This is a genomic window from Microbacterium sp. NIBRBAC000506063 (assembly GCF_017968845.1).
Lineage (GTDB): Bacteria > Actinomycetota > Actinomycetes > Actinomycetales > Microbacteriaceae > Microbacterium.
The window spans coordinates 21,538-42,751 of the sequence record NZ_CP072876.1; the positions used below are offsets into that span (position 1 = coordinate 21,538).

Consider the following 21,214-nt stretch of genomic DNA (forward strand, 5'->3'; position numbering starts at 1 on the left):
GCTCGTCATGGAGCGCCGAGTACGCCGCCGCCCGCGAGGTCAGCGCCTGCCCCTCGATCACGCGCAGACGACTCCACAGCGCGTCGGTCGGTTCCGGGGTGCTCTCCTCGCTCACGGTTCCACTGTACGCGGCGGCGTGATCTCGGCGGCCGAGCGGCAACGCGAGTCGAGCGCTTCGGTCACCGGGACCGGGTCTGCCCCGATCGTCCCCGATGCTCCGACGCCAGAACCCTGGTGATCCACCGCCGCTGGCCCCGCGTCTCCACAGCGCGCGGGCGGTAGTTCGCTCGCACCCAGGCGATCGCCTCCTCCGGCGCGACCCCGCTCAGGGCGGCCATGACGGCCAGGGCGGTGCCGGTGCGCCCTGTTCCGCCGGCGCAGGCGATCTCCACCCGCTCGGATGCGGCACGGGTATGCGCCTCGGTGATCGCCGCCATCGCCTCGTCGGACGATGCGGGCAGGCCGAAGTCGCCCCACCTGACCCATCGGTGCGGCCAATCGCCCAGCCGAGGATCACGCCCGAGCAGGTACAGCCCGAACTCGGGGGCGGGCCCCTCCGGGTCCGGCTGCAGGAGGCCTCTGCCCCGGACGCGTCGTCCATCGGGGAACTCGACCACCCCGGTACCGCTCTCCCAGCCGCCCATGGTCACGATGGTAGAGGAGGACGTCGCACATCTGTCCGCGGCAGCGACGGATCGCGTGCCGGATCAGCCGATGAGGGAGTGCTCCCCAGTCGGTGCCAGGTGCGGTTGTGGTAGACCAGCGCACCGCCCTGCTCGCCTTCACCGTCGCGGGCGACGTGCGACTGCAGCGCGTGGGCGGCGATCACGGTCGAACCGCCGGCATCCATCCTGCCGATGACGCTGCAGCGCACCCAGGCGCGCACGTCGTGGTAGACGGGCTCGCCGGTGACCAGACGCGACCAGCGATCGGTCTGCGCGAATCGGTCGACGCCACTGGTCGCGCCGAGCTGGGCGATCTCGAGATCATGGGCGTCCAGCAGATGCACGACGACGGTCTCGGCCCGCAGCAGAACGTCGGATGCCGACGACTGCGCCGACACCGAGAAGACCAGCAGCGGCGGCTCGGCGTTGACCGACGACACCGAGGTCGCCGTCAGCGCGACAGGGCCGGTGCCGTCGTCGGCCGTGATGACGGCCACCCGCCGGGGTGCCCGCGGAACAGCGTCTTGAAGTCGTCGGCGGACAGCGACGGGTCGAAGGAGCGCTGCTCGCCGGGCGGTGTTGCGGTCTGGGGCATGCCTGCGAGGCTAGACGATCGCGACCCGGCCGCGGGCGTATGTGCGATCGGATGACGCTGTGTGAACGAATATGACGCGGGAACGCGCATCGGCATCAGGGACGGTGGAAGGGGTCCGCGTAGAGGATCTCGGGAACGCGGAAGGCATAGATGGCCACGCCGCTCTCCCAGATCGCCGTCGCCCCGCACGCAGCAGATCGATCTGGCGCGAGCCCTCCGAGAGCACCTCGATCTCGGCGCCCTCGACGCGCACAGCGGCGCCGTTGACGCTCGTCACCGCGCCCTTGCGCTTCACCTGCGGATACGGCTCGTGCAGCTCACGAAGGTCACTGAGGATGTACGTCGGACGCGATCCCTGGGGAGCGGCGAGGACGTGCTTGGGCCGGTCGATACCGGTCAGCACGAGCGCCGAGTCGATGCCGGCTCGGCAGGCGCCGAGGATATCGGTGTCGAGCCGGTCACCGAGGAACAGCGGATGCTGCGCATCGAAGCGGGCCACCGCCTCCGTGAAGATCGGCACCTCCGGCTTGCCGGCGACCGTCGCCAGGCGCCCGATCGCCGTGTGCACCGCCGACACGAGCGTGCCGTTTCCGGGGGCGACGCCGCGCGAACGCGGAATCGTCCAGTCGGTGTTCGTGGCGATCCACGGGATGCCGCCCTCCTCCTCCGGAACCTGCAGCGCGAAGGCCGCTTCGGCGAGGTGGGTCCAGGCGACCGTCGGGTCGAAGCCCTGCACGACCGCCGCAGGCTCGTCCTGTGCGCTGCGCGTCACGGTGTACCCGGCGCGCTCCGCCTCGACGACGAGGCCCTCGCCCCGACGACGAGGATGGTCGCGGGAGCGGGCACCTTCTCTCCGAGGAGGCGGATCGCCGCCTGAGGGCTCGTGACGATCTCGTCCGGTCGCACGGTCAGACCGAGTTCGTTCAGCTGGGCCGCCACCGTCGCATCGGTGCGGGAGGCGTTGTTGGTGATGAATCCGAGCCGGCGCGTGCGTGCCGCCTCGTTCAGGCTGTCGACGGCATGGGGAAGCGCGAGCTCGCTCGCGTAGACGACACCATCGAGATCGGCGAGCACGACATCGACGTCGTCGAGCGGCGTGGGCCTGCGCGCGGAGAACAGCGCCATTACGCCTCTTCACCCCTCGACGGCGCGCCGCCATCGGCAGACTCCTCGTCCACGAGAGCGTCCTCGACCACCAGCTCGTCCTGAGAGGCGGTCGCTACGCCCAATGCGTCGGATGCCGCATCCGCCCGCTCGGCCCAGAACGCCGCTTCTTCGGCCCGCCCGAGATCCTCGAGCACCGCCGCGCGTGCGGAGAACAGCGCCGGGCTCCATTCGAAAGCGCGGTCGGGGTCGAGCTCGGGGATCTCGAGCTCGCCCAGAGCGAGTTCCAGTTCACCGCGGTCGAGACGGGCACCCGACATCGCGATCGCCAGTGCGACCCTGGTCGCCACGGGAAGCGACGCCCGGTCGACGGCACGACCCGTCTCGAGCGCGCGGTCGGGTCGACCGATCCCGCGCTCGCTGTCGACCATGAGGGCGATCTGGTCGTCTTTGCCGGAGATCCGCCGGTACGTGCGCAGCTCACGCAGTGCGAGGGCGAAATCGCCGATCGCGTAGGCGGTGATCGCCACGGACTCGCGAACGATGGCGATCCGGCCGGCCCGACGGGACGCTGCGAGAGCGTGCTCGTGGGCGAGCGCGGGCTGCTCGTCGATGAGTCGGGCCGCCATGGCGAGGTGCCGGGCGACCTCGTCGGCGTTCTCCTTGCTGAGGGTCTTCAGCTCGTTGCGTGCGGAGGGGTGCAGATCGCGCGGGGTGATCTCCTCGGGATCTCCGGTCCGGTGACGCGTCTCTCATCGCTCTGCGGAGGCCGGCTCGTACGTGAGCCCCGGTCGCCGTCGCGCTTCGCATACGGCTTCTTGCCGCCGTCGCGCTTGTCATAGGGCTTCTTCTCGCCCTCACGCTTCTGGTAAGGCTTGTCGCCGTCACGCTTCGAGTACGGCTTCTTGCCCTCACCGCTGCGGGCGTACGGCTTCTTCTCGCCATCGCGCTTCGGGTAGGGCTTCTTGCCGCCATCGCGAGAGCCGTAGGGCTTCTTGCCCGCGGACCCTCCGCTGCTCTGGGGACGCTTGTCTGCCGTCATTTCCCGATCCTCCCGCATTCCTGCGCGTTAACGCGAAAGGGCCACCCAACATTGGGTGGCCCTTTCTCGAAAGAAGTCCGGCGGTGTCCTACTCTCCCACAGGGTCCCCCTGCAGTACCATCGGCGCTGTGAGGCTTAGCTTCCGGGTTCGGAATGTAACCGGGCGTTTCCCTCACGCTATGGCCGCCGAAACACTATTGATGTTTCAGTCTGCATAACTTTAGTCAAGTCATGCGGTTCTCGACCGTACATCGAGAACCACTCAGTGGACGCAAGCATCTCGTTCGATTCAAACGAGGAAGTGTTATCAAGTCATCGGCTTATTAGTACCGGTCAGCTTCACGTGTTACCACGCTTCCACATCCGGCCTATCAACCCAGTAGTCTGGCTGGGAGCCTCTCGCCCGAAGGCATGGAAGTCTCATCTTGAGGCCGGCTTCCCGCTTAGATGCTTTCAGCGGTTATCCATCCCGAACGTAGCTAATCAGCGGTGCTCCTGGCGGAACAACTGACACACCAGAGGTTCGTCCAACCCGGTCCTCTCGTACTAGGGTCAGATCCTCTCAAACTTCCTACGCGCGCAGCGGATAGGGACCGAACTGTCTCACGACGTTCTAAACCCAGCTCGCGTACCGCTTTAATGGGCGAACAGCCCAACCCTTGGGACCTACTCCAGCCCCAGGATGCGACGAGCCGACATCGAGGTGCCAAACCATGCCGTCGATATGGACTCTTGGGCAAGATCAGCCTGTTATCCCGAGGTACCTTTTATCCGTTGAGCGACAGCGCTTCCACAAGCCACTGCCGGATCACTAGTCCCGACTTTCGTCCCTGCTCGACCTGTCAGTCTCACAGTCAAGCTCCCTTGTGCACTTACACTCGCCACCTGATTGCCAACCAGGTTGAGGGAACCTTTGGGCGCCTCCGTTACTTTTTGGGAGGCAACCGCCCCAGTTAAACTACCCACCAGGCACTGTCCCTGAACCGGATTACGGTTCGAAGTTAGATATCCAGAGTGACCAGAGTGGTATTTCAACAATGACTCCACATGAACTGGCGTCCATGCTTCAAAGTCTCCCACCTATCCTACACAAGCCACACCGAACACCAATACCAAGCTGTAGTAAAGGTCACGGGGTCTTTCCGTCCTGCTGCGCGTAACGAGCATCTTTACTCGTAGTGCAATTTCGCCGAGTTCGCGGTTGAGACAGTTGGGAAGTCGTTACGCCATTCGTGCAGGTCGGAACTTACCCGACAAGGAATTTCGCTACCTTAGGATGGTTATAGTTACCACCGCCGTTTACTGGGGCTTAAATTCTGAGCTTCGCCGAAGCTAACCCGTCCTCTTAACCTTCCAGCACCGGGCAGGCGTCAGTCCGTATACATCGTCTTGCGACTTGGCACGGACCTGTGTTTTTAGTAAACAGTCGCTACCCACTAGTCTCTGCGGCCTCCAAACGCTTTCGGAGCAAGTCCTAATACGTCGAAGGCCCCCTTCTCCCGAAGTTACGGGGCATTTTGCCGAGTTCCTTAACCACGATTCTCTCGATCTCCTTGGTATTCTCTACCTGACCACCTGAGTCGGTTTGGGGTACGGGCGGCTAGAACCTCGCGTCGATGCTTTTCTCGGCAGCATAGGATCATCCACTTTTTATCCGCATCGTGTCTCAGCCGAACGAGAGACGGATTTGCCTATCTCTCAGCCTACGCACTTGCACCAGGACAACCATCGCCTGGCTTGGACTACCTTCCTGCGTCACACCTGTTAATACGCTAACCGCACCAGCATGGGGTCGTGCGCTAGGCCTCAACTCTCGCCCCGAAGGGTTTGAAAAGAGGATTCGGGCACTTAGCACCACTGGATTAGTTTGGGCGGTTCTTCGCCGGTACGGGAATATCAACCCGTTGTCCATCGACTACGCCTGTCGGCCTCGCCTTAGGTCCCGACTTACCCAGGGAAGATTAGCTTGACCCTGGAACCCTTGGTCTTTCGGAGGACGTGTTTCTCACACGTCTTTCGCTACTCATGCCTGCATTCTCACTCGTGTAGCGTCCACGGCTGGTTTACACCGCCGCTTCGCTCGCCACACGACGCTCTCCTACCCATCAACACGGCTGGACCACGAAGGCCTACCAATAATGTCAATGCCACAACTTCGGTGGCGTGCTTGAGCCCCGTTACATTGTCGGCGCGGAATCACTTGACCAGTGAGCTATTACGCACTCTTTCAAGGGTGGCTGCTTCTAAGCCAACCTCCTGGTTGTCTGTGCAACTCCACATCCTTTTCCACTTAGCACGCGCTTTGGGACCTTAGTTGGTGGTCTGGGTTGTTTCCCTCTCGACTATGAAGCTTATCCCCCACAGTCTCACTGCTGCGCTCTCACTTACCGGCATTCGGAGTTTGGCTGACGTCAGTAACCTTTTGGGGCCCATCGGCCATCCAGTAGCTCTACCTCCGGCAAGAAACACGCAACGCTGCACCTAAATGCATTTCGGAGAGAACCAGCTATCACGAAGTTTGATTGGCCTTTCACCCCTATCCACAGCTCATCCCCTCAGTTTTCAACCTAAGTGGGTTCGGTCCTCCACGTGCTCTTACACACGCTTCAACCTGGCCATGGATAGATCACTTCGCTTCGGGTCTAGGACATGCGACTGAATCGCCCTATTCAGACTCGCTTTCGCTACGGCTACCCACACGGGTTAACCTCGCCACATATCACTAACTCGCAGGCTCATTCTTCAAAAGGCACGCTGTCACAGCTGCTAGGGCTGCTCCAACGGTTTGTAAGCAAACGGTTTCAGGTACTATTTCACTCCCCTCCCGGGGTACTTTTCACCTTTCCCTCACGGTACTTGTCCGCTATCGGTCATCTGGGAGTATTTAGGCTTATCAGGTGGTCCTGACAGATTCACACGGGATTTCTCGGGCCCCGTGCTACTTGGGATACTTCTCGCGCCAAGGGAGGCATTTCGACTACGGGGTTGGCACCCTCTATGACCTGGCTTTCAATCCAGTTCGTCTATACCATCTTGTAACGCTGACAGCTCGGCAGAACTGTCTGAAAAGTCCCACAACCCCGAATACGCAACTCCTGCCGGATATCACACGTACTCGGTTTAGCCTGTTCCGGTTTCGCTCGCCACTACTAACGGAATCGCGGTTGCTTTCTCTTCCTGTGGGTACTGAGATGTTTCACTTCCCCACGTTCCCTCTACCCGCCCTATATATTCAGGCGGGAGTCACTGGGTCGGCACGCCGCCCAGCGGGGTTTCCCCATTCGGAGATCCTCGGATCAAAGTGTGCTTATCCACTCCCCGAGGCTTATCGCAGATTGCTACGTCCTTCTTCGGCTCCAGATGCCAAGGCATCCACCGTTTGCTCTTAAAGACTTGAAATCACATGAGTTTGAATCGTCAATTGAAATTGACTAATGATCTTTAAGATCATCTTTCTGAACCGACCGAAGTCGGTTCAAAGATGCTCGCGTCCACTGTGTAGTTCTCAAAGTACGGGCGGTGCCTTCCCCGCTGCCGTTGTGCCGGCAACCAAGAAAGGCCCTGAGGTTCGTCTGCTCCGACCGCTACCTAAGTAGCCGGCCGAGCGCATCCGGTCCCTCAGGACCCAACAGCGTGCATGTGCGAGATCCGAACATCTCCACCGTTCCAGCTGCAAGCAGCGTACTGAGTGAGGATCCTCATCCTTCGCACCTCGTCAAATGTTCCACCCATGAGCTAACCGGCGAGAACGTGTGTCTCGATCCGGCGCCTGGACACCACTGAAGTTGAATCAACACAGGGTGCCAGATGCTCCTTAGAAAGGAGGTGATCCAGCCGCACCTTCCGGTACGGCTACCTTGTTACGACTTAGTCCTAATTACCGATCCCACCTTCGACGGCTCCCTCCAAAAGGTTGGGCCACCGGCTTCAGGTGTTACCGACTTTCATGACTTGACGGGCGGTGTGTACAAGACCCGGGAACGTATTCACCGCAGCGTTGCTGATCTGCGATTACTAGCGACTCCGACTTCATGAGGTCGAGTTGCAGACCTCAATCCGAACTGGGACCGGCTTTTTGGGATTCGCTCCACCTTGCGGTATCGCAGCCCATTGTACCGGCCATTGTAGCATGCGTGAAGCCCAAGACATAAGGGGCATGATGATTTGACGTCATCCCCACCTTCCTCCGAGTTGACCCCGGCAGTATCCCATGAGTTCCCACCATTACGTGCTGGCAACATAGAACGAGGGTTGCGCTCGTTGCGGGACTTAACCCAACATCTCACGACACGAGCTGACGACAACCATGCACCACCTGTTTACGAGTGTCCAAAGAGTTGACCATTTCTGGCCCGTTCTCGTATATGTCAAGCCTTGGTAAGGTTCTTCGCGTTGCATCGAATTAATCCGCATGCTCCGCCGCTTGTGCGGGTCCCCGTCAATTCCTTTGAGTTTTAGCCTTGCGGCCGTACTCCCCAGGCGGGGAACTTAATGCGTTAGCTGCGTCACGGAAACCGTGGAATGGTCCCACAACTAGTTCCCAACGTTTACGGGGTGGACTACCAGGGTATCTAAGCCTGTTTGCTCCCCACCCTTTCGCTCCTCAGCGTCAGTTACGGCCCAGAGATCTGCCTTCGCCATCGGTGTTCCTCCTGATATCTGCGCATTCCACCGCTACACCAGGAATTCCAATCTCCCCTACCGCACTCTAGTCTGCCCGTACCCACTGCAGGCCCGAGGTTGAGCCTCGGGATTTCACAGCAGACGCGACAAACCGCCTACGAGCTCTTTACGCCCAATAATTCCGGATAACGCTTGCGCCCTACGTATTACCGCGGCTGCTGGCACGTAGTTAGCCGGCGCTTTTTCTGCAGGTACCGTCACTTTCGCTTCTTCCCTGCTAAAAGAGGTTTACAACCCGAAGGCCGTCGTCCCTCACGCGGCGTTGCTGCATCAGGCTTTCGCCCATTGTGCAATATTCCCACTGCTGCCTCCCGTAGGAGTCTGGGCCGTGTCTCAGTCCCAGTGTGGCCGGTCACCCTCTCAGGCCGGCTACCCGTCGACGCCTTGGTGAGCCGTTACCTCACCAACAAGCTGATAGGCCGTGAGCCCATCCCGGACCGAAATTCTTTCCAGCTGCTGAAGATGCCTTCGCAGCTCGTATCCGGTATTAGCAGCTGTTTCCAACTGTTATCCCAGAGTCCGGGGCAGGTTGCTCACGTGTTACTCACCCGTTCGCCACTGATCCACAGGAGCAAGCTCCTGCTTCACCGTTCGACTTGCATGTGTTAAGCACGCCGCCAGCGTTCATCCTGAGCCAGGATCAAACTCTCCGTAGAAAATGTTTGCTGAATCAGCCGGAATAGGGCCGAAGCAGCGAGTTTGATCTGACCAAAGGGATGTCATTGCTGACTATCCGTTGCCGACCCGAAGGTCGGACTTTGATCCAAAGGAATCTCGCTTCACCGAAGTGAAGCCGAGGTTATTTGGCATTTGACAAGTGCACGCTGTTGAGTTCTCAAGGATCGGATGCTCCTGCTGCTCAGCCTCTCGGCCTCGCCCGCAGGGCAACTTCTCTATCTTATTCTTCGTGTCTCGCTTGTCAAATCGGCGCTTCCGAGGTTCTCGGGGCGCTGTCAACGACAGGCTTCTCACGAAGATCGAGATCGTGTCCGGGGCGCTGCCGGCCAGTTCGGCCTGCCCGCTCCGGGCAACTTCTCTATCTTATCCCTCTCGCTCTCTGTGTCAAATCGGCTGTCCGTGACTGTTTCAGCGTCTCCGGCAGCACTCCTTGACCAGTGGGAGGAGTGGGATCCCCATCCTAGACCACAAGGCCCTGTTCTCTCTAGGAGAGGTTTGGGTTGGGGGTGGTTCTCCGCTTGAGGGGCGAGGCCTTCAGGCCTTCTCGCTCTTCCCTGTGGGGCGAACAAGTAATAAGTTACGCGGGTTCCGGGATCGTGGCAAATCGAGGCCGGCTCCCGGGCGTGTCGGGCCGGTCAGAGGGCATTTCCGTCAACGCCGGCGGATCTGCACGAGAACGCACACGCCCAGCATGAGGGCACCCCACACCGCGCACGCCGGCGGGAGGACCCGGTAGGCGAGGTGCGGCGGGGTCCACTCCCCGTCGAAAGGGCCGAAGACCGCGAGCCCGATGAGCCAGGCCACGACGAGCACTCCCGGCAGCGCAAGGAGCCAGGCGAGGCGCACCCAGGTCGGCAGCGTGCGCGTCGTCTCCCCTCAGGAGTACGTTGCGCGATCCACGCGACGGCGAAGACCCCAGCACCACGAGACCGAACAGGCTCGAGCCGTACTGCAGCCACTTGAATCCGAGCAGCGGCCCCACTGCTCGTCCAGCGCGGGGATCAGCGCGAGCCCCCAGCGCCCCTCGTGCGTGAAGGCGTCCCACACGATGTGCGAGAGGACGCCGAGCAGAAGCGACACCGCGACGAGGGCGCCGAAGACGAGCGGATGCCGCCACACCGCGTGCCTCGCTCCGAAGCGCGGTCGCCGCACGCTCTCCCAGGCGGCCCGACCCGTGGAGTCCCACTCGGCGGGAAGCCGCCGGGCCAGCCACTGCGGCGAGAGTTCCCGGACAGCCGGGCGCAGCAGGGCGTACCAGAGGGTCAGTAGGGCGAGCGCGAGCAGCCCGAGACGAGCAGGTTCGTGTGCGTCACCTGGTAGGTCAGCGGCGTGCCGCGCAGGAACAATGGCAGATCCGGTGCCATCGCACCCACCGCGATCGCCGCCGGAAGCAGCGGCGTGCGCACGAAGGGAAGGGCGACGACGGCGTGCGAGGGGGTGAACGGCATCTCGCTCCTTGCGGTATGACTCGCGCCCTTCGACAAGCTCAGGGACGGAGTGGGTCGACTCAGGGACCGAGTGGGTCCGCAGGGGTCGAGTGGGTCAGCTCAGGGGACCGAGTTGATCAGCTCACGAACAGGCCGGCGAGGGTCTTCTTGCCGCGACGCAGCACCGAGACGCCGCCGGGCAGTGTCCCGGCCACGACCGCCGAGTCGTCGGCGACCCGTTCGCCGTCGAGCGAGACCCCGCCCTGCGTGATCGCGCGCCGAGCCTCGGAGAGGCTGGAGACCAGTCCCGTGCTCACGAGCGCCTCCGCGACGGGAGTCCCAGCCGCCACCTCGGCGTTCGGCAGCTCGTCGAGCGCGCTGCGCAGCGTCTCGGCGTCGAGCGCGGTCAGATCGCCCTGTCCGAAGAGGGCGTCGGATGCCGCGATCACGGCCGCCGTGGCATCCGATCCGTGCACGAAGGTGGTCACCTCGAGAGCCAGGCGCTTCTGCGCCGCGCGCCGGAAGGGCTCCTCGGCGACGAGCCGCTCGTACTCCTCGATCTGCGCGCGGGTGAGGAACGTGAAGACCTTCAGCCGCGTGATGACGTCGGCGTCGTCGGTGTTCAGCCAGAACTGGTACATCCGGTACGGACTGCACATCGCGGGTCGAGCCAGATCGCGTTGCCCGCGCTCTTGCCGAACTTCGAGCCGTCGCTGTTGGTGATCAGTGGCGTGCCGATGGCATGGACCGAGACGCCCTCGACACGGTGGATGAGGTCGGTGCCGCTGGTGAGGTTGCCCCACTGATCGGAGCCACCCGTCTGCAGGACACAGCCGTACTGGCGGTAGAGCTCGAGGAAGTCCATCCCCTGCAGGATCTGGTAGCTGAACTCCGTGTAGCTGATGCCCGCCTCGGAGTTGAGACGCGCGGACACGGCGTCCTTCTTGATCATCGTGCCCACGCGGAAGTGCTTGCCGATGCCGCGCAGGAAGTCGATCGCGGTCAGCGGCGCGGTCCAGTCGAGATTGTTGACCATGCGCGCGGCGTTGTCGCCCTCGAAGCTCAGGAACCGCTCGACCTGCGAGCGCAGGTATCCGACCCACTCCTCCACGGTCTCGACCGGGTTGAGCACACGCTCGGAATCGCGACCGCCGGGATCGCCGATGAGACCGGTCGAACCGCCGACGAGGCCCAGGGGCCGGTGCCCGGCCAACTGCAGCCGGCGCAGCAGCAGGAGCTGGACGAGGTTGCCCAGGTGCAGGCTCGGCGCCGTCGGATCGAAACCGCAGTAATACGTGATCGGATCCCCGGACAGCAGGGCGCGCAGCGCCTCCTGGTCGGTGGACACGTGCACCAGGCCGCGCCAGACGATCTCGTCCCACACGTTCTCGAAGGTGGGGTCGTTGGCGGGCGCGAGGGCGCTCACGACGGTTTCAGACACGCGGTCCAGGCTATCAGCGTCATGGCTCACAGATGCGCGGCCCACCACACCAGGAACGCCGCGCCGAGCGCGATCACCCAGCTGACGAGGCTGCCGACGAGGAAGTACTCCGCCCTGGCACCCGACTCGCCGTCTTTCGATATCTCGGGGAAGCGGACGATGCCCTTCGCGGCGAGCATCGCCGCGAGCACGGTGTAGGCGGTCGCGAGGGTGAGCAGCAGCACGAGCACCCGTTCGAGAGGGCCGATGAGGCGTCCGCCTTTGAAGCCGCTGCCGCCGGCACGGTCGTCCGCTCCGTCGTCGGGCCGGGGCCATCCGTCTTCGGGATGCCATGTCCGCTCGCCCGCGAGCGCGGCGCGCACGACGAGGTTGCCGGACTCCAGGAGGAAGAGAAGCACGCCGAGCACCAGGACGGCGAGGTCGAGAGGGATCGGCCCGAAGGGCGACTGCAGGTGCCAGATGTCGGAGAGCGGACCGGCATCCGCCCGCTCCCCCACCCCGAGCACCGCGAGCACGCAGGCGAGCCCCAGCACGACGGCGGGCCAGAACGTGCGCCGCGCCGCGCCCGTGTCGGGCATCGCCCAGAGCCAGAGACCGCCGGTGGCCAGCGCCGCCAGCGTCTCCAGCGGAGCATCGCCGGTGATCCCCAGCGCGATGACCATGCCGAGCACCGCGAGATGGCCGATCCACCGCTTGGCGCCGGGCACGAACTGACGGACGAGGTCGACGGCGCCCACGGCCGTCAGCAGCAGCCCCGCCAGGATCATGCGCCGACCTCCCTCAGCTGCGCGACGCCGTCCATGAGGGCCGCGGCGGCGGAGCCGCGCAGCGCCTTGGACACGCTCGGCTGGGTGATGCCCTCCTGCTCGGCGAGCTCGCCCTGGGAGAGGCCGCTGAAGCGCCCGTAGATCAGGCGTCGTTCCCGCGCGCTCATCCGGGCGACGAGCTCATCGCGCATCAGGAGATAGGCGTTGGATGTCGCGACCGTCGTGCTCATGACCTCATCCTGCCCGGGGCTGCGACAATCCACGTGCGCATATGCGGCACGGCGCGCTGCTGGCGCGCGTGCACGACATCGATCGCCTCTCGCGCCGACCACCAGCCCGGGCCGTCGGAGAGCTCGCCATGCGCGGAGGGCACGTGCCGGACATCGCCGATGCCGATCCCGAAACGCAGCTCGATGTCGTCCGGGAGGGCGAGCTGCAGGAGAAGGAGCGCGATCAGGGCGTCGTTCAGACGAGGGTAGACGCCCTGCAGCTCATCGCCGACCGTGGGGCGAGCGCCTGCTGCGCCAGCGGGTGGGCGGATTCGACCCGCTGAAGAGTCTCATCGAGCACCTGTTGGGAGGCAGCCCGATCACCGAGTCGGCGCGACCCGACCATGTCGGCGATCACTGCGATGGCCATGACATAACCATATCACGACTATTCAGAAAATATGCGCGTATTGGCTATATCTCTCGAATAGTCCCGAAGCGGCGCTGTTCCGGCGCCTACACTCCCAGCGCATGCGCTGCGCTCTGCGCACGCGCCACGAGCTCCGCCCGCTGCTCGGCGACCCGCTCGGGGCGGTGCCCCCGGCACCCGCACGGGAGGCGACCGAGCCCTCGATCGAGAGCACCTCGCGCACCGCCGGGGTCAGATGCCCCGAGACCTCCGCGAGCAGCTCGTCGGAGGCGTCTTCGAGGCCGATCCCCCGCTCCTCGCAGGCGCGCACGAGCGCCCCGAGATCTCGTGCGCATCGCGGAAGGGAACCCGCTGCTTCACGAGCCACTCCGCGACATCCGTCGCCAGGGAGAAGCCCTGCGGAGCCAGCTCCGCCATCCGCTCGGTGTCGAAGCGCAGCGTCGCGACCATCCCCGCGAAGGCGGGAAGCACCACCTCGAGCGTCTGCACGGAGTCGAAGACCGGCTCCTTGTCCTCCTGGAGGTCGCGGTTGTACGCCAGCGGCAGACCTTTGAGTGTCGCGAGCAGCCCCGAGAGATTGCCGATGAGGCGCCCGGATTTGCCCCGGGCGAGCTCGGCGATGTCGGGGTTCTTCTTCTGCGGCATGATGCTCGACCCGGTCGAGTAGCCGTCGTCAAGAGTGACGAAGCCGAACTCGCGGGTGTTCCAGAGGATGATCTCCTCGCTCAGCCGCGAGAGGTCGACGCCGATCATCGCGGTGATGAAGGCGAACTCGGCGACGACGTCGCGCGCCGCCGTGCCGTCGAGCGAGTTCTCCGCGGGGCGATCCAGGCCCAGCTCCCGGGCGACGAGCTCGGGGTCCAGGCCCAGCGTCGACCCCGCGAGCGCTCCCCCGCCGTACGGCGAGACGCCCGCGCGCACGCGCCAGTCGACGAGGCGTTCGAGCTCGCGCACGAGCGGCCAGGCGTGCGCCTGCAGGTGGTGTGCGAGAAGCACGGGCTGGGCGTGCTGCAGATGGGTCCGGCCGGGCAGGATCGCACCGGGGTGCGCCTCGGCCTGTGCGACGAGCGCGTCGATGAGGTGCAGTATGCTGCGGGCGATCACTCGCGCGTGATCGATGAGATACATCCGCACGAGCGTGGCGATCTGGTCGTTGCGGCTGCGGCCGGCGCGGAGGCGCCCGCCGAGTTCGGGGCCGAGCTCGGCGATGAGCGCCTGCTCGAGGGCGCCGTGCACGTCTTCGTCGGTGGGCGCGGGCCGCAGGGTGCCGTCCGCGACGGCGCGGGCCACGGCATCCAGGCCCTCGTGCATGCGCTGCTCCTCCGCGGGCTCGAGGTAGCCGGCGGCGGCGAGCGCCTTCGCATGCGCGTGCGAGCCCGCGATGTCGTAGGGGCGAGGATCCAGTCGAAGTGCGTCGAGCGGCTGAGCTCCACGAGCTCCGGCGAGGGTCCGGTCGCGAATCGCGCCCCCACAGTGCGCCCTCGTTCGTGCCGTCGTGCTTCGCCTCGCTCATCGCTCCAGCCTAGCGACCCGCGTGCGGACCGATGATCCGGATGCGGTGAGCCGCGCTCAGGGGACGAGCGCCCGGGCCGCGCGATCGGTGAGCCACTCCAGCGGGCCGCGACCGACCAGCAGCGCCCAGAGCGTGCAGAACGCGACGACGCCGAGGGTGAGCGGCCAGAACGGGTCGAGCGCGCGGAACCCCGAGAGGTCACCCGTGTCGCCGAGGAGGACGGATGCGGCCACCGCCCACACGAGCAGCTGCATCGTGTACGCGGTCAGCGGCATCGCCCCGGTGGCCCGCAGGGGAAGCGTGAGCCAGCCGACCGCGGGGAGTCCTGCGCCACCCGCCCGCGTGCACAGCAGGAGGCACGCGCCGAGCACGGCGATCGCGAAGCCGCCGGAGCCGATGACCTCCCCACCCCGCTGGAGTGCGGCGCCGCCGTCCACACCGCCTGCAGGTAGGGGTCGGCGGGGTCGCCGAAGGCGGTCAGCCCGTAGCCGAGCACCGCGGCGGCAGCACCGAAGGCCAGCATCCGCCACTGCACCCAGCGCGATCGGATGCCGGCGCGCGTCACCGCGAGCCCCGCCAGCAGGAACGCGATCCACACCGGGAAGGGATAGTGCCACCCGAGGACGGCGTCGAGGTCGGGGCCGACCGGGGAGTGCCAGAGGGGCAGCCCGTCCAGCAGCGGCTGCACGAAGGGCATGAGCAGCCCCAGCGCCAGGGCGATGATCAGAAGCGCGCGACTGCCGAGACTCACGAACGGCAGCGTGAGGAGGAAGAGGATCGCGTAGGCGGGCAGGATCACGTAGACGGGCACGCCGGTGAGCACGAGCAGCACGCCCAGAACCCAGAGGATCCCCGCGCGCACGACCAGCCGTCGGCGCACGACGGCCATTCGAGCGGATGCCGCCGGCACCTCGCCGCCTGTCACGAGCCCGATCGAGACCCCCGCGAGGGTGGCGAACAGGATCGAGGAGCGTCCGTCGACGACGTGCAGCCAGGTCGCGGCATCCGACCACAGCCAGACGTCGGCGATGACCAGGAGGTGCGCCGCGAACATGCCGATCACGGCGAGACCCCGCGCCAGGTCGACGCCGGCGATGCGTTCCGGCCCGTTGAGTCGTTGCCAGCGGGCGCTCAGATACGAGGAGACCCCGTCGACCCGAGACCCCGGCATCCGATCATCCCTGGCGCAGCAGCCAGACCAGCAGCGCCTTCTGCGCGTGCAGGCGGTTCTCCGCCTCGTCCCAGACGACGCTCTGCGGGCCGTCGATGACCTCGCTGTCGACCTCATAGCCGCGATCGGCCGGGAGACAGTGGATGAAGATCGCCTCGGGGTCGGCGAGAGACATCGTCTCGTTCGTGACCTTGTAGCCGCCGAGATCGCGGATGCGGGCGATCTTCTCCTCCTCCTTGCCCATCGACACCCAGGTGTCGGTGACGATCACGTCCGCCCCCGCGGCCGCCTCGGCGGGGTCGGTGAAGAGGGTGATCGAGCCGCCCGTCTCCTCCGCGCGCGCCGCGGCCGCCTCGAGCACGTCGTCGCGCGGCTCATAGCTCTCCGGCGCGGCGACGCGCACATGCATGCCGGCGGTGACCCCGGCGAGCACATAGGAGTGGGCCATGTTGCTGCGTCCGTCGCCGAAGAAGGTGAGCGTGAGGCCGGCCAGGTCGCCCTTGTGCTCGCGGATCGTCAGGAGGTCGGCGAGCAGCTGGCAGGGGTGGAAGTCGTCGGAGAGCGCGTTGACGACGGGCACGGTCGTGCCGCGCGCCATCTCCTCCAGCCCTGCCTGCGCGTAAGTGCGCCAGACGATCGCCGACACTTGACGCTCGAGCACCCGGGCGGTGTCGGAGGGCGTCTCCTTGCCGCCGAGCTGGCTGCTGGCCGTCGAGATGATCAGCGGCACGCCGCCGAGGTCGGCGATGCCGACCGCGAAGGACACGCGCGTGCGTGTGGAGGACTTGTCGAAGATCACCGCGACCGTCTGGGGCCCTGCGAGGGACTTGTCGGCCCAGCGGTCCTTCTTCAGCTCGACCGCGAGATCCAGGATCTCGGCCTGCTCGGCCGGGGTCAGGTCGTCATCGCGCAGGAGGTGGCGGGTCATACGGTGGCCTTTCCGAGGGCGGATGCCGCGGCGACGGCGGCGAGGGCATCGGCGAACAGGGTGCGGAACGCGGCGATCTCGGCATCGCCGATGGTGAGCGCCGGCGCGAGGCGGATCGTCGAAGGGTTGGCGGCGTTGACGATGAGTCCGCGCTCCTGGGCGGCGGCCACCACCTCGTTCGCCACCGGGGCGGCGAGCCCCACGCCGATGAGGAGACCGCGCCCGCGCACGCCCTCGACGAGCGGCGAGTCCAGGGCGAGGATCGTCTCACGCAGCTGCGCGCCGCGTGCGGCGGCGTTCTCCACGAGCCCGGCGTTCTCGATCTCGGCGAGCACGGCATCGGCGACAGCCGTCGCCAAGGGGTTGCCGCCGAAGGTCGAGCCGTGCGAGCCGGGGGTGAAGAGGTCGCTGGCTGCGCCGTAGGTGAGCAGGGCCCCGATCGGGATGCCGCCGCCGATGCCCTTGGCGAGGGTGATCGCGTCGGGTGTGATGCCCGAGGAGGTGAAGCCGAACCATTCTCCCGTGCGCCCGGCCCCGGTCTGGATCTCATCGATGATCAGCAGCGCACCGTGCTTCAGGGTGAGCGCGCGTGCGGCCTCGAGGTAGCCCTCGGGCAGCTCCACCACGCCGGCCTCGCCCTGGATGGGCTCGACGAAGAGGGCGGCGACGCGGTCGTCGAGCGCCGCCTCGAGCGCCTCGATCGTGGCGGGGATGTGCTCGACGCCCCCGGGCAGCGGTTCGAAGGGTGCGCGCATCTGGACCTTGGCGGTCAGCGCGAGCGAGCCGATCGTTCGGCCGTGGAACGCGTTCTCGAGCGCGAGGATGCGCGGGCGGTCGGCGCCGCCGTGCAGGCGGGCCAGCTTGAACGCGGCCTCGTTGGCCTCGGCGCCGGAGTTGCCGAAGTACACCCGGCCGGAGGCGCCGGCGCCGGCGAGCCGTTTGATGCGGGCGGCGAGGGCGAGCTGCGGCGGGGTGGCGAAGTAGTTCGAGACATGCGCGAGGGTCGCCGCCTGCCGAGAGACCGCGTCGACGAAGACGGGGTGCGCGTGGCCCAGCGAGGTCACCGCGATGCCGGCGAGGAAGTCGAGGTGGCGCGTGCCCTTCTCGTCCCAGAGATAGGAGCCCTCGCCGCGCGTGAGCATCGCCAGGCGGGGACCGGCGTTGCGCACCAGATCCCGCGCCGCATCGTCCTGCCAGAGAGTCATTGCGCCACCGTCCCGTTTCCGGCCACCACTTGTGTTCCGATCCCCTTGCTGGTGAAGAGCTCGACGAGCACCGAGTGCGGCACCCGTCCGTCGATGATCGCCGCCGCATCCACGCCGCCCTCGACCGCATCCAAGCACGCCTGCATCTTCGGGATCATGCCCGACTCCAGTTTCGGCAGCATCGCCGTGAGCTCGGAGGAGGTCAGATGCGAGACGAGCGAGTCGCGGTTCGGCCAGTCGGCGTAGAGGCCGGCGACATCGGTCAGGATCACGAACTTCGCCGCACCCAGGGCGATGGCGAGAGCGGATGCCGCGGCATCCGCGTTCACGTTCAACGACTGCCCCGGGTGATCGAGGTCGGGGGCGATGCTGGAGACGACCGGCACGCGGCCCGCCTTGAGATGGTCGAGCACCGGGGTCGGATCGACCTGGACGACATCGCCCACCCGTCCGAGGTCGACCTGCTCGCCGTCGATGACCGCCGAGCGGCGACGGCCCCGAAGAGTCCGGCGTCCTCACCGCTGAGCCCGGTGGCCATCGGCCCGTGCGAGTTGATCTTCGCGACCAGCTGCGGGTTGATGTGGCCGGTCAGGACCATCCGCACGACGCTGATCGCCTCGGTGCTGGTGACCCGGTAGCCGCCCTTGAACTCGCTCGGGATCGCCAGGCGGTCGAGCATGTTCGAGATCTGCGGGCCGCCGCCGTGCACGACGACCGGGAGCACGCCTACGTAGCGGAGGTACGCGATGTCCTGCGCGAAGGCGTCCTGCAGCTCCTCCGAGATCATGGCGTTGCCGCCGTACTTGACGACCACGATCCGCTTGCGGTACTTCTTCAGCCACGGCAGCGACTCGATCATGGTCGCCGCCTTCACGGCGGCGACCTCCGGCGAGGTGTCTTGGATGTCGGTCATGAGGAGTAGGCGCTGTTCTCGTGGACGTAGTCGTGGGTGAGGTCGTTGGTGAGGATGCGAGCGGCGGCGTGACCGACCTTGAGGTCGATGAGCACGTCCGTCGCGCGCGGAGTCAAGTCGACGTCCTCACGGGGGCGGTCGGGACCACCGGCCGTGCACACGCGCACGCCGTTCATCCAGACGTCCACGTCGTAGGGGTCGAAGGCGGCCTGCGTCGTGCCGATCGCGGCGAGCACCCGCCCCCAGTTCGGGTCGTTGCCGAAGATCGCGGCCTTGAAGAGGTTGTTGCGGGCGACCGAGCGACCGACCTCGACCGCATCGTCCTCGCTGGCGGCGTTCTCGACGCGGATCGTGACGTCGTGACTCGCCCCTCGGCATCCGACTGGAGCTGCTCGGCGAGGTCGTTGCAGACCGCGGCGAGCGCCGCGCGGAACGCCTCCGCATCGGGACGGATGCCGCTGGCACCGCTGGCCAGCAGCGTCACCTGGTCGTTGGTCGACATGCAGCCGTCGGAGTCGAGCCGGTCGAAGCTGACCCGGGTGGCGGCCCGCAGGTGGGCGTCGGCCTCCTCGGCGGTGAGGTCGGCGTCGGTCGTGATGACCACGAGCATCGTGGCCAGGCCCGGGGCGAGCATTCCCGCACCCTTGGCCATGCCGCCGATCGTCCAGCCGCCCTGGCTGTGGACGGCCCTCTTCGGGCGCGAGTCGGTCGTCATGATGGCCTCGGAGGCCGCCTCTCCCCGTCTGTGCTGAGGGTCGTGATGGCGCCCACCGTGCCGTCGAGGACCCGCTGGCGGAAGACCTCGTCGCCTGTGCCGATGAGCCCGGTCGAGCACACGAGCACGTCGCCGGCGCTCACGCCGAGGAGTTCGGCGGCCTTCTCGGCCGTCTGATGCGTGGTCTGGAAGCCGAAGGAGCCGGTGAAGCAGTTCGCCCCGCCGGAGTTGAGCACGATCGCCTCGACGACGCCGTCGGCGACCGCCTGCTGCGACCAGATGATCGGGTTCGCCTTGGCGCGGTTGCTCGTGAAGACGGCCGCGCCGACCTTCCGCGGCCCGCGGTTGACGACGACCGCGACATCCGGCTTTCCGGTGCTCTTGAGCCCGACGGCCACGCCGGCCGCCTCGAAGCCCTGGGCTGCGGTGACGCTCACGGTGCCACTCCGTTCACGGTCAGTGCGGTGCCCTCGGCGAGCCCCAGCGCGATGTTCATGGACTGGATCGCGGCACCCGCGGTGCCCTTGACCAGGTTGTCGACGGCGGCGACGACCGTCACCCGGTTCGCCGCACGGTCGACCGCCAGGCCGAGCAGCGCCGTGTTCGCACCGAGGACGTCGGCCGTCCGCGGGAAGCGCCCCTCGGGGAGCAGCTGCACGAAGGTCTCGCCGGCGTAGGCGGACTCCCACGCCTCGCGGATCTGCGCGTCGGTCGCGCCGTTCGCGATCGGCGCCGTGCTGGTGGCGAGGATCCCCGGGCCATCGGCACGAGGACCGGGGTGAAGGAGATGCGGATGTCTGCGGACCCTGAGCCCGTCGCAGGGCCGGCGGCTTGCTGCGCCTGCCGGAGTGCCTGCCGGATCTCGGGGATGTGCCGGTGGGTGCCGCCGACCGCGTAGGGGTTGGCGGTGCCGAGGATCTCGGATGCCAGCAGGTTGGGCTTCAGGCTCTTGCCCGCACCGGAGGGGCCGACGGCGAGCACGCTCACGATGTCGCCCGGATCGATGACCCCGGCGGCCACGCCCGGGGCGAGGCTCAGCGAGACGGTGGAGGCGTTGCATCCGGGGCGGCGATGCGCCGGGCACCGACGAGACGGTCGCGCTGCTTGCCCGCGCCGGTGAGCAGCTCGGGGACGCCGTAGGTCCACGGCTCGTGGAAGCCGCCGCCGTAGAACGCGGCCCAGTCCTCCTCGGACTCGAGGCGGTGGTCGGCGCCGGCGTCGATGATGAGGGCGGCGTCGCCGAGCGCATCCGTGTACTGCCCGGACTGCCCGTGCGGCAGCGCGAGGAAGACGACATCGTGCCCGGAGAGGATCTCGGGAGTCGTCTCCTGCAGGGTGAGATGCGCGAGCGAGCGCAGGTGAGGCTGATGGTCGATGAGAGGCTGCCCCGCGTTGGAGTGCGCGGTGACGGTGCGGACCTCCACATCGGGATGGCTCGCGAGGAGGCGGAGGATCTCGCCGCCCGCATAGCCGGATGCGCCGGAGACGGCGACGGTATACGTCATGGTTCTACCTTAACGGTCAGAGGGTCGGGGCAGATCGCGGCGACACCGGGGTCCACGCCGGGCGTGGAGCGCGGGGTCGCCTAGAGTCGGCGGCCGCCCGGACGGCGTCGACGCACCGGAGCGACGCTCGGGAGGAGCGTCGGCGAAGCGGGTGCGTTCGAGGCCATGCCGCGACGATAGCGCCCTCGCCCCGGCATCCGCAAATCGCCCGGCCTCCCCCTCT

General features: G+C 66.3%; 13 protein-coding genes, 3 rRNA genes and 7 pseudogenes. All 23 read right to left on the bottom strand.

Annotation, left to right across the window (positions count from 1 at the left end; all coding sequences use genetic code 11):
- Positions 1 to 179 precede the first annotated feature (179 nt).
- Entirely contained in the window at positions 180 to 644 is a 465-nt protein-coding gene (locus KAE78_RS00130; RefSeq protein WP_223172516.1) for a protein-tyrosine phosphatase family protein, read from the bottom strand.
- Positions 645 to 727: 83 nt separating this feature from the next.
- A pseudogene (locus KAE78_RS00135) lies at positions 728 to 1,260 on the bottom strand (flavin reductase family protein); the annotation flags it as partial.
- Positions 1,261 to 1,355: 95 nt separating this feature from the next.
- A pseudogene (locus tag KAE78_RS00140) lies at positions 1,356 to 2,385 on the bottom strand (HAD-IIA family hydrolase).
- Entirely contained in the window at positions 2,385 to 2,993 is a 609-nt protein-coding gene (locus KAE78_RS00145) for a hypothetical protein (protein ID WP_223171308.1), read from the bottom strand. Before KAE78_RS00145 ends, KAE78_RS00140 begins: the two are co-directional and overlap by 1 nt.
- A 47-nt stretch (positions 2,994 to 3,040) precedes the next feature.
- Positions 3,041 to 3,406 (bottom strand): hypothetical protein, encoded by a 366-nt coding sequence (locus KAE78_RS00150; RefSeq protein WP_223171309.1) that lies wholly within the window; start codon positions 3,404 to 3,406, stop codon positions 3,041 to 3,043.
- 75 nt (positions 3,407 to 3,481) lie between these two features.
- Positions 3,482 to 3,597, bottom strand: a 5S ribosomal RNA gene (gene rrf, locus KAE78_RS00155).
- A 112-nt stretch (positions 3,598 to 3,709) separates the two neighbouring features.
- Positions 3,710 to 6,805 (bottom strand): 23S ribosomal RNA (locus KAE78_RS00160).
- A gap of 419 nt (positions 6,806 to 7,224) precedes the next feature.
- Positions 7,225 to 8,745 (bottom strand): 16S ribosomal RNA (locus KAE78_RS00165).
- The 16S, 23S and 5S rRNA genes sit together here, the layout of an rRNA operon.
- Positions 8,746 to 9,418: 673 nt before the next feature.
- Positions 9,419 to 9,613 (bottom strand): hypothetical protein, encoded by a 195-nt coding sequence (locus KAE78_RS00170; RefSeq protein WP_223171310.1) that lies wholly within the window; start codon positions 9,611 to 9,613, stop codon positions 9,419 to 9,421.
- 30 nt (positions 9,614 to 9,643) lie between these two features.
- Positions 9,644 to 10,114 carry a DUF4184 family protein gene (locus KAE78_RS16985; RefSeq protein ID WP_317451901.1) on the bottom strand — a complete coding sequence of 157 codons (471 nt, stop codon included), beginning with the start codon at positions 10,112 to 10,114 and terminating at the stop codon, positions 9,644 to 9,646.
- Positions 10,030 to 10,215, bottom strand: a complete 186-nt coding sequence (locus KAE78_RS16990; protein ID WP_262927685.1) for a DUF4184 family protein — start codon at positions 10,213 to 10,215, stop codon at positions 10,030 to 10,032. Before KAE78_RS16990 ends, KAE78_RS16985 begins: the two co-directional genes overlap by 85 nt.
- Before the next feature lie 116 nt (positions 10,216 to 10,331).
- Positions 10,332 to 11,620, bottom strand: a pseudogene (tyrS, locus tag KAE78_RS00180) (tyrosine--tRNA ligase).
- 41 nt (positions 11,621 to 11,661) lie between these two features.
- Entirely contained in the window at positions 11,662 to 12,402 is a 741-nt protein-coding gene (locus tag KAE78_RS00185) for a hypothetical protein (protein WP_223171311.1), read from the bottom strand.
- Positions 12,399 to 12,632, bottom strand: coding sequence for a hypothetical protein (locus tag KAE78_RS00190; RefSeq protein ID WP_223171312.1), 234 nt, complete (start codon positions 12,630 to 12,632; stop codon positions 12,399 to 12,401). The genes KAE78_RS00185 and KAE78_RS00190 overlap by 4 nt, the downstream gene beginning before the upstream one ends.
- Positions 12,629 to 12,943: a SatD family protein gene (locus tag KAE78_RS00195; protein WP_223172346.1), complete on the bottom strand. Its 315-nt coding sequence runs from the start codon at positions 12,941 to 12,943 to the stop codon at positions 12,629 to 12,631. The genes KAE78_RS00190 and KAE78_RS00195 overlap by 4 nt, the downstream gene beginning before the upstream one ends.
- Positions 12,944 to 13,063: 120 nt before the next feature.
- Positions 13,064 to 14,502: pseudogene (gene argH, locus KAE78_RS00200) on the bottom strand (argininosuccinate lyase).
- Positions 14,503 to 14,610: 108 nt separating this feature from the next.
- Positions 14,611 to 14,925, bottom strand: coding sequence for a DUF418 domain-containing protein (locus tag KAE78_RS00205; RefSeq protein ID WP_223171313.1), 315 nt, complete (start codon positions 14,923 to 14,925; stop codon positions 14,611 to 14,613).
- Positions 14,820 to 15,725, bottom strand: a complete 906-nt coding sequence (locus tag KAE78_RS00210) for a heparan-alpha-glucosaminide N-acetyltransferase domain-containing protein (protein ID WP_223171314.1) — start codon at positions 15,723 to 15,725, stop codon at positions 14,820 to 14,822. Before KAE78_RS00210 ends, KAE78_RS00205 begins: the two co-directional genes overlap by 106 nt.
- Positions 15,726 to 15,729: 4 nt before the next feature.
- Entirely contained in the window at positions 15,730 to 16,653 is a 924-nt protein-coding gene (argF, locus tag KAE78_RS00215) for an ornithine carbamoyltransferase (RefSeq protein WP_223171315.1), read from the bottom strand.
- Entirely contained in the window at positions 16,650 to 17,858 is a 1,209-nt protein-coding gene (locus KAE78_RS00220) for an acetylornithine transaminase (RefSeq protein WP_223171316.1), read from the bottom strand. The genes argF and KAE78_RS00220 overlap by 4 nt, the downstream gene beginning before the upstream one ends.
- Positions 17,855 to 18,771 (bottom strand): annotated as a pseudogene (gene argB, locus KAE78_RS00225) (acetylglutamate kinase). Before argB ends, KAE78_RS00220 begins: the two are co-directional and overlap by 4 nt.
- A pseudogene (argJ, locus tag KAE78_RS00230) lies at positions 18,768 to 19,923 on the bottom strand (bifunctional glutamate N-acetyltransferase/amino-acid acetyltransferase ArgJ). Before argJ ends, argB begins: the two co-directional pseudogenes overlap by 4 nt.
- Positions 19,920 to 20,991 (bottom strand): annotated as a pseudogene (gene argC / locus KAE78_RS00235) (N-acetyl-gamma-glutamyl-phosphate reductase). The pseudogenes argJ and argC overlap by 4 nt, the downstream one beginning before the upstream one ends.
- Between the last annotated feature and the right edge of the window lie 223 nt (positions 20,992 to 21,214).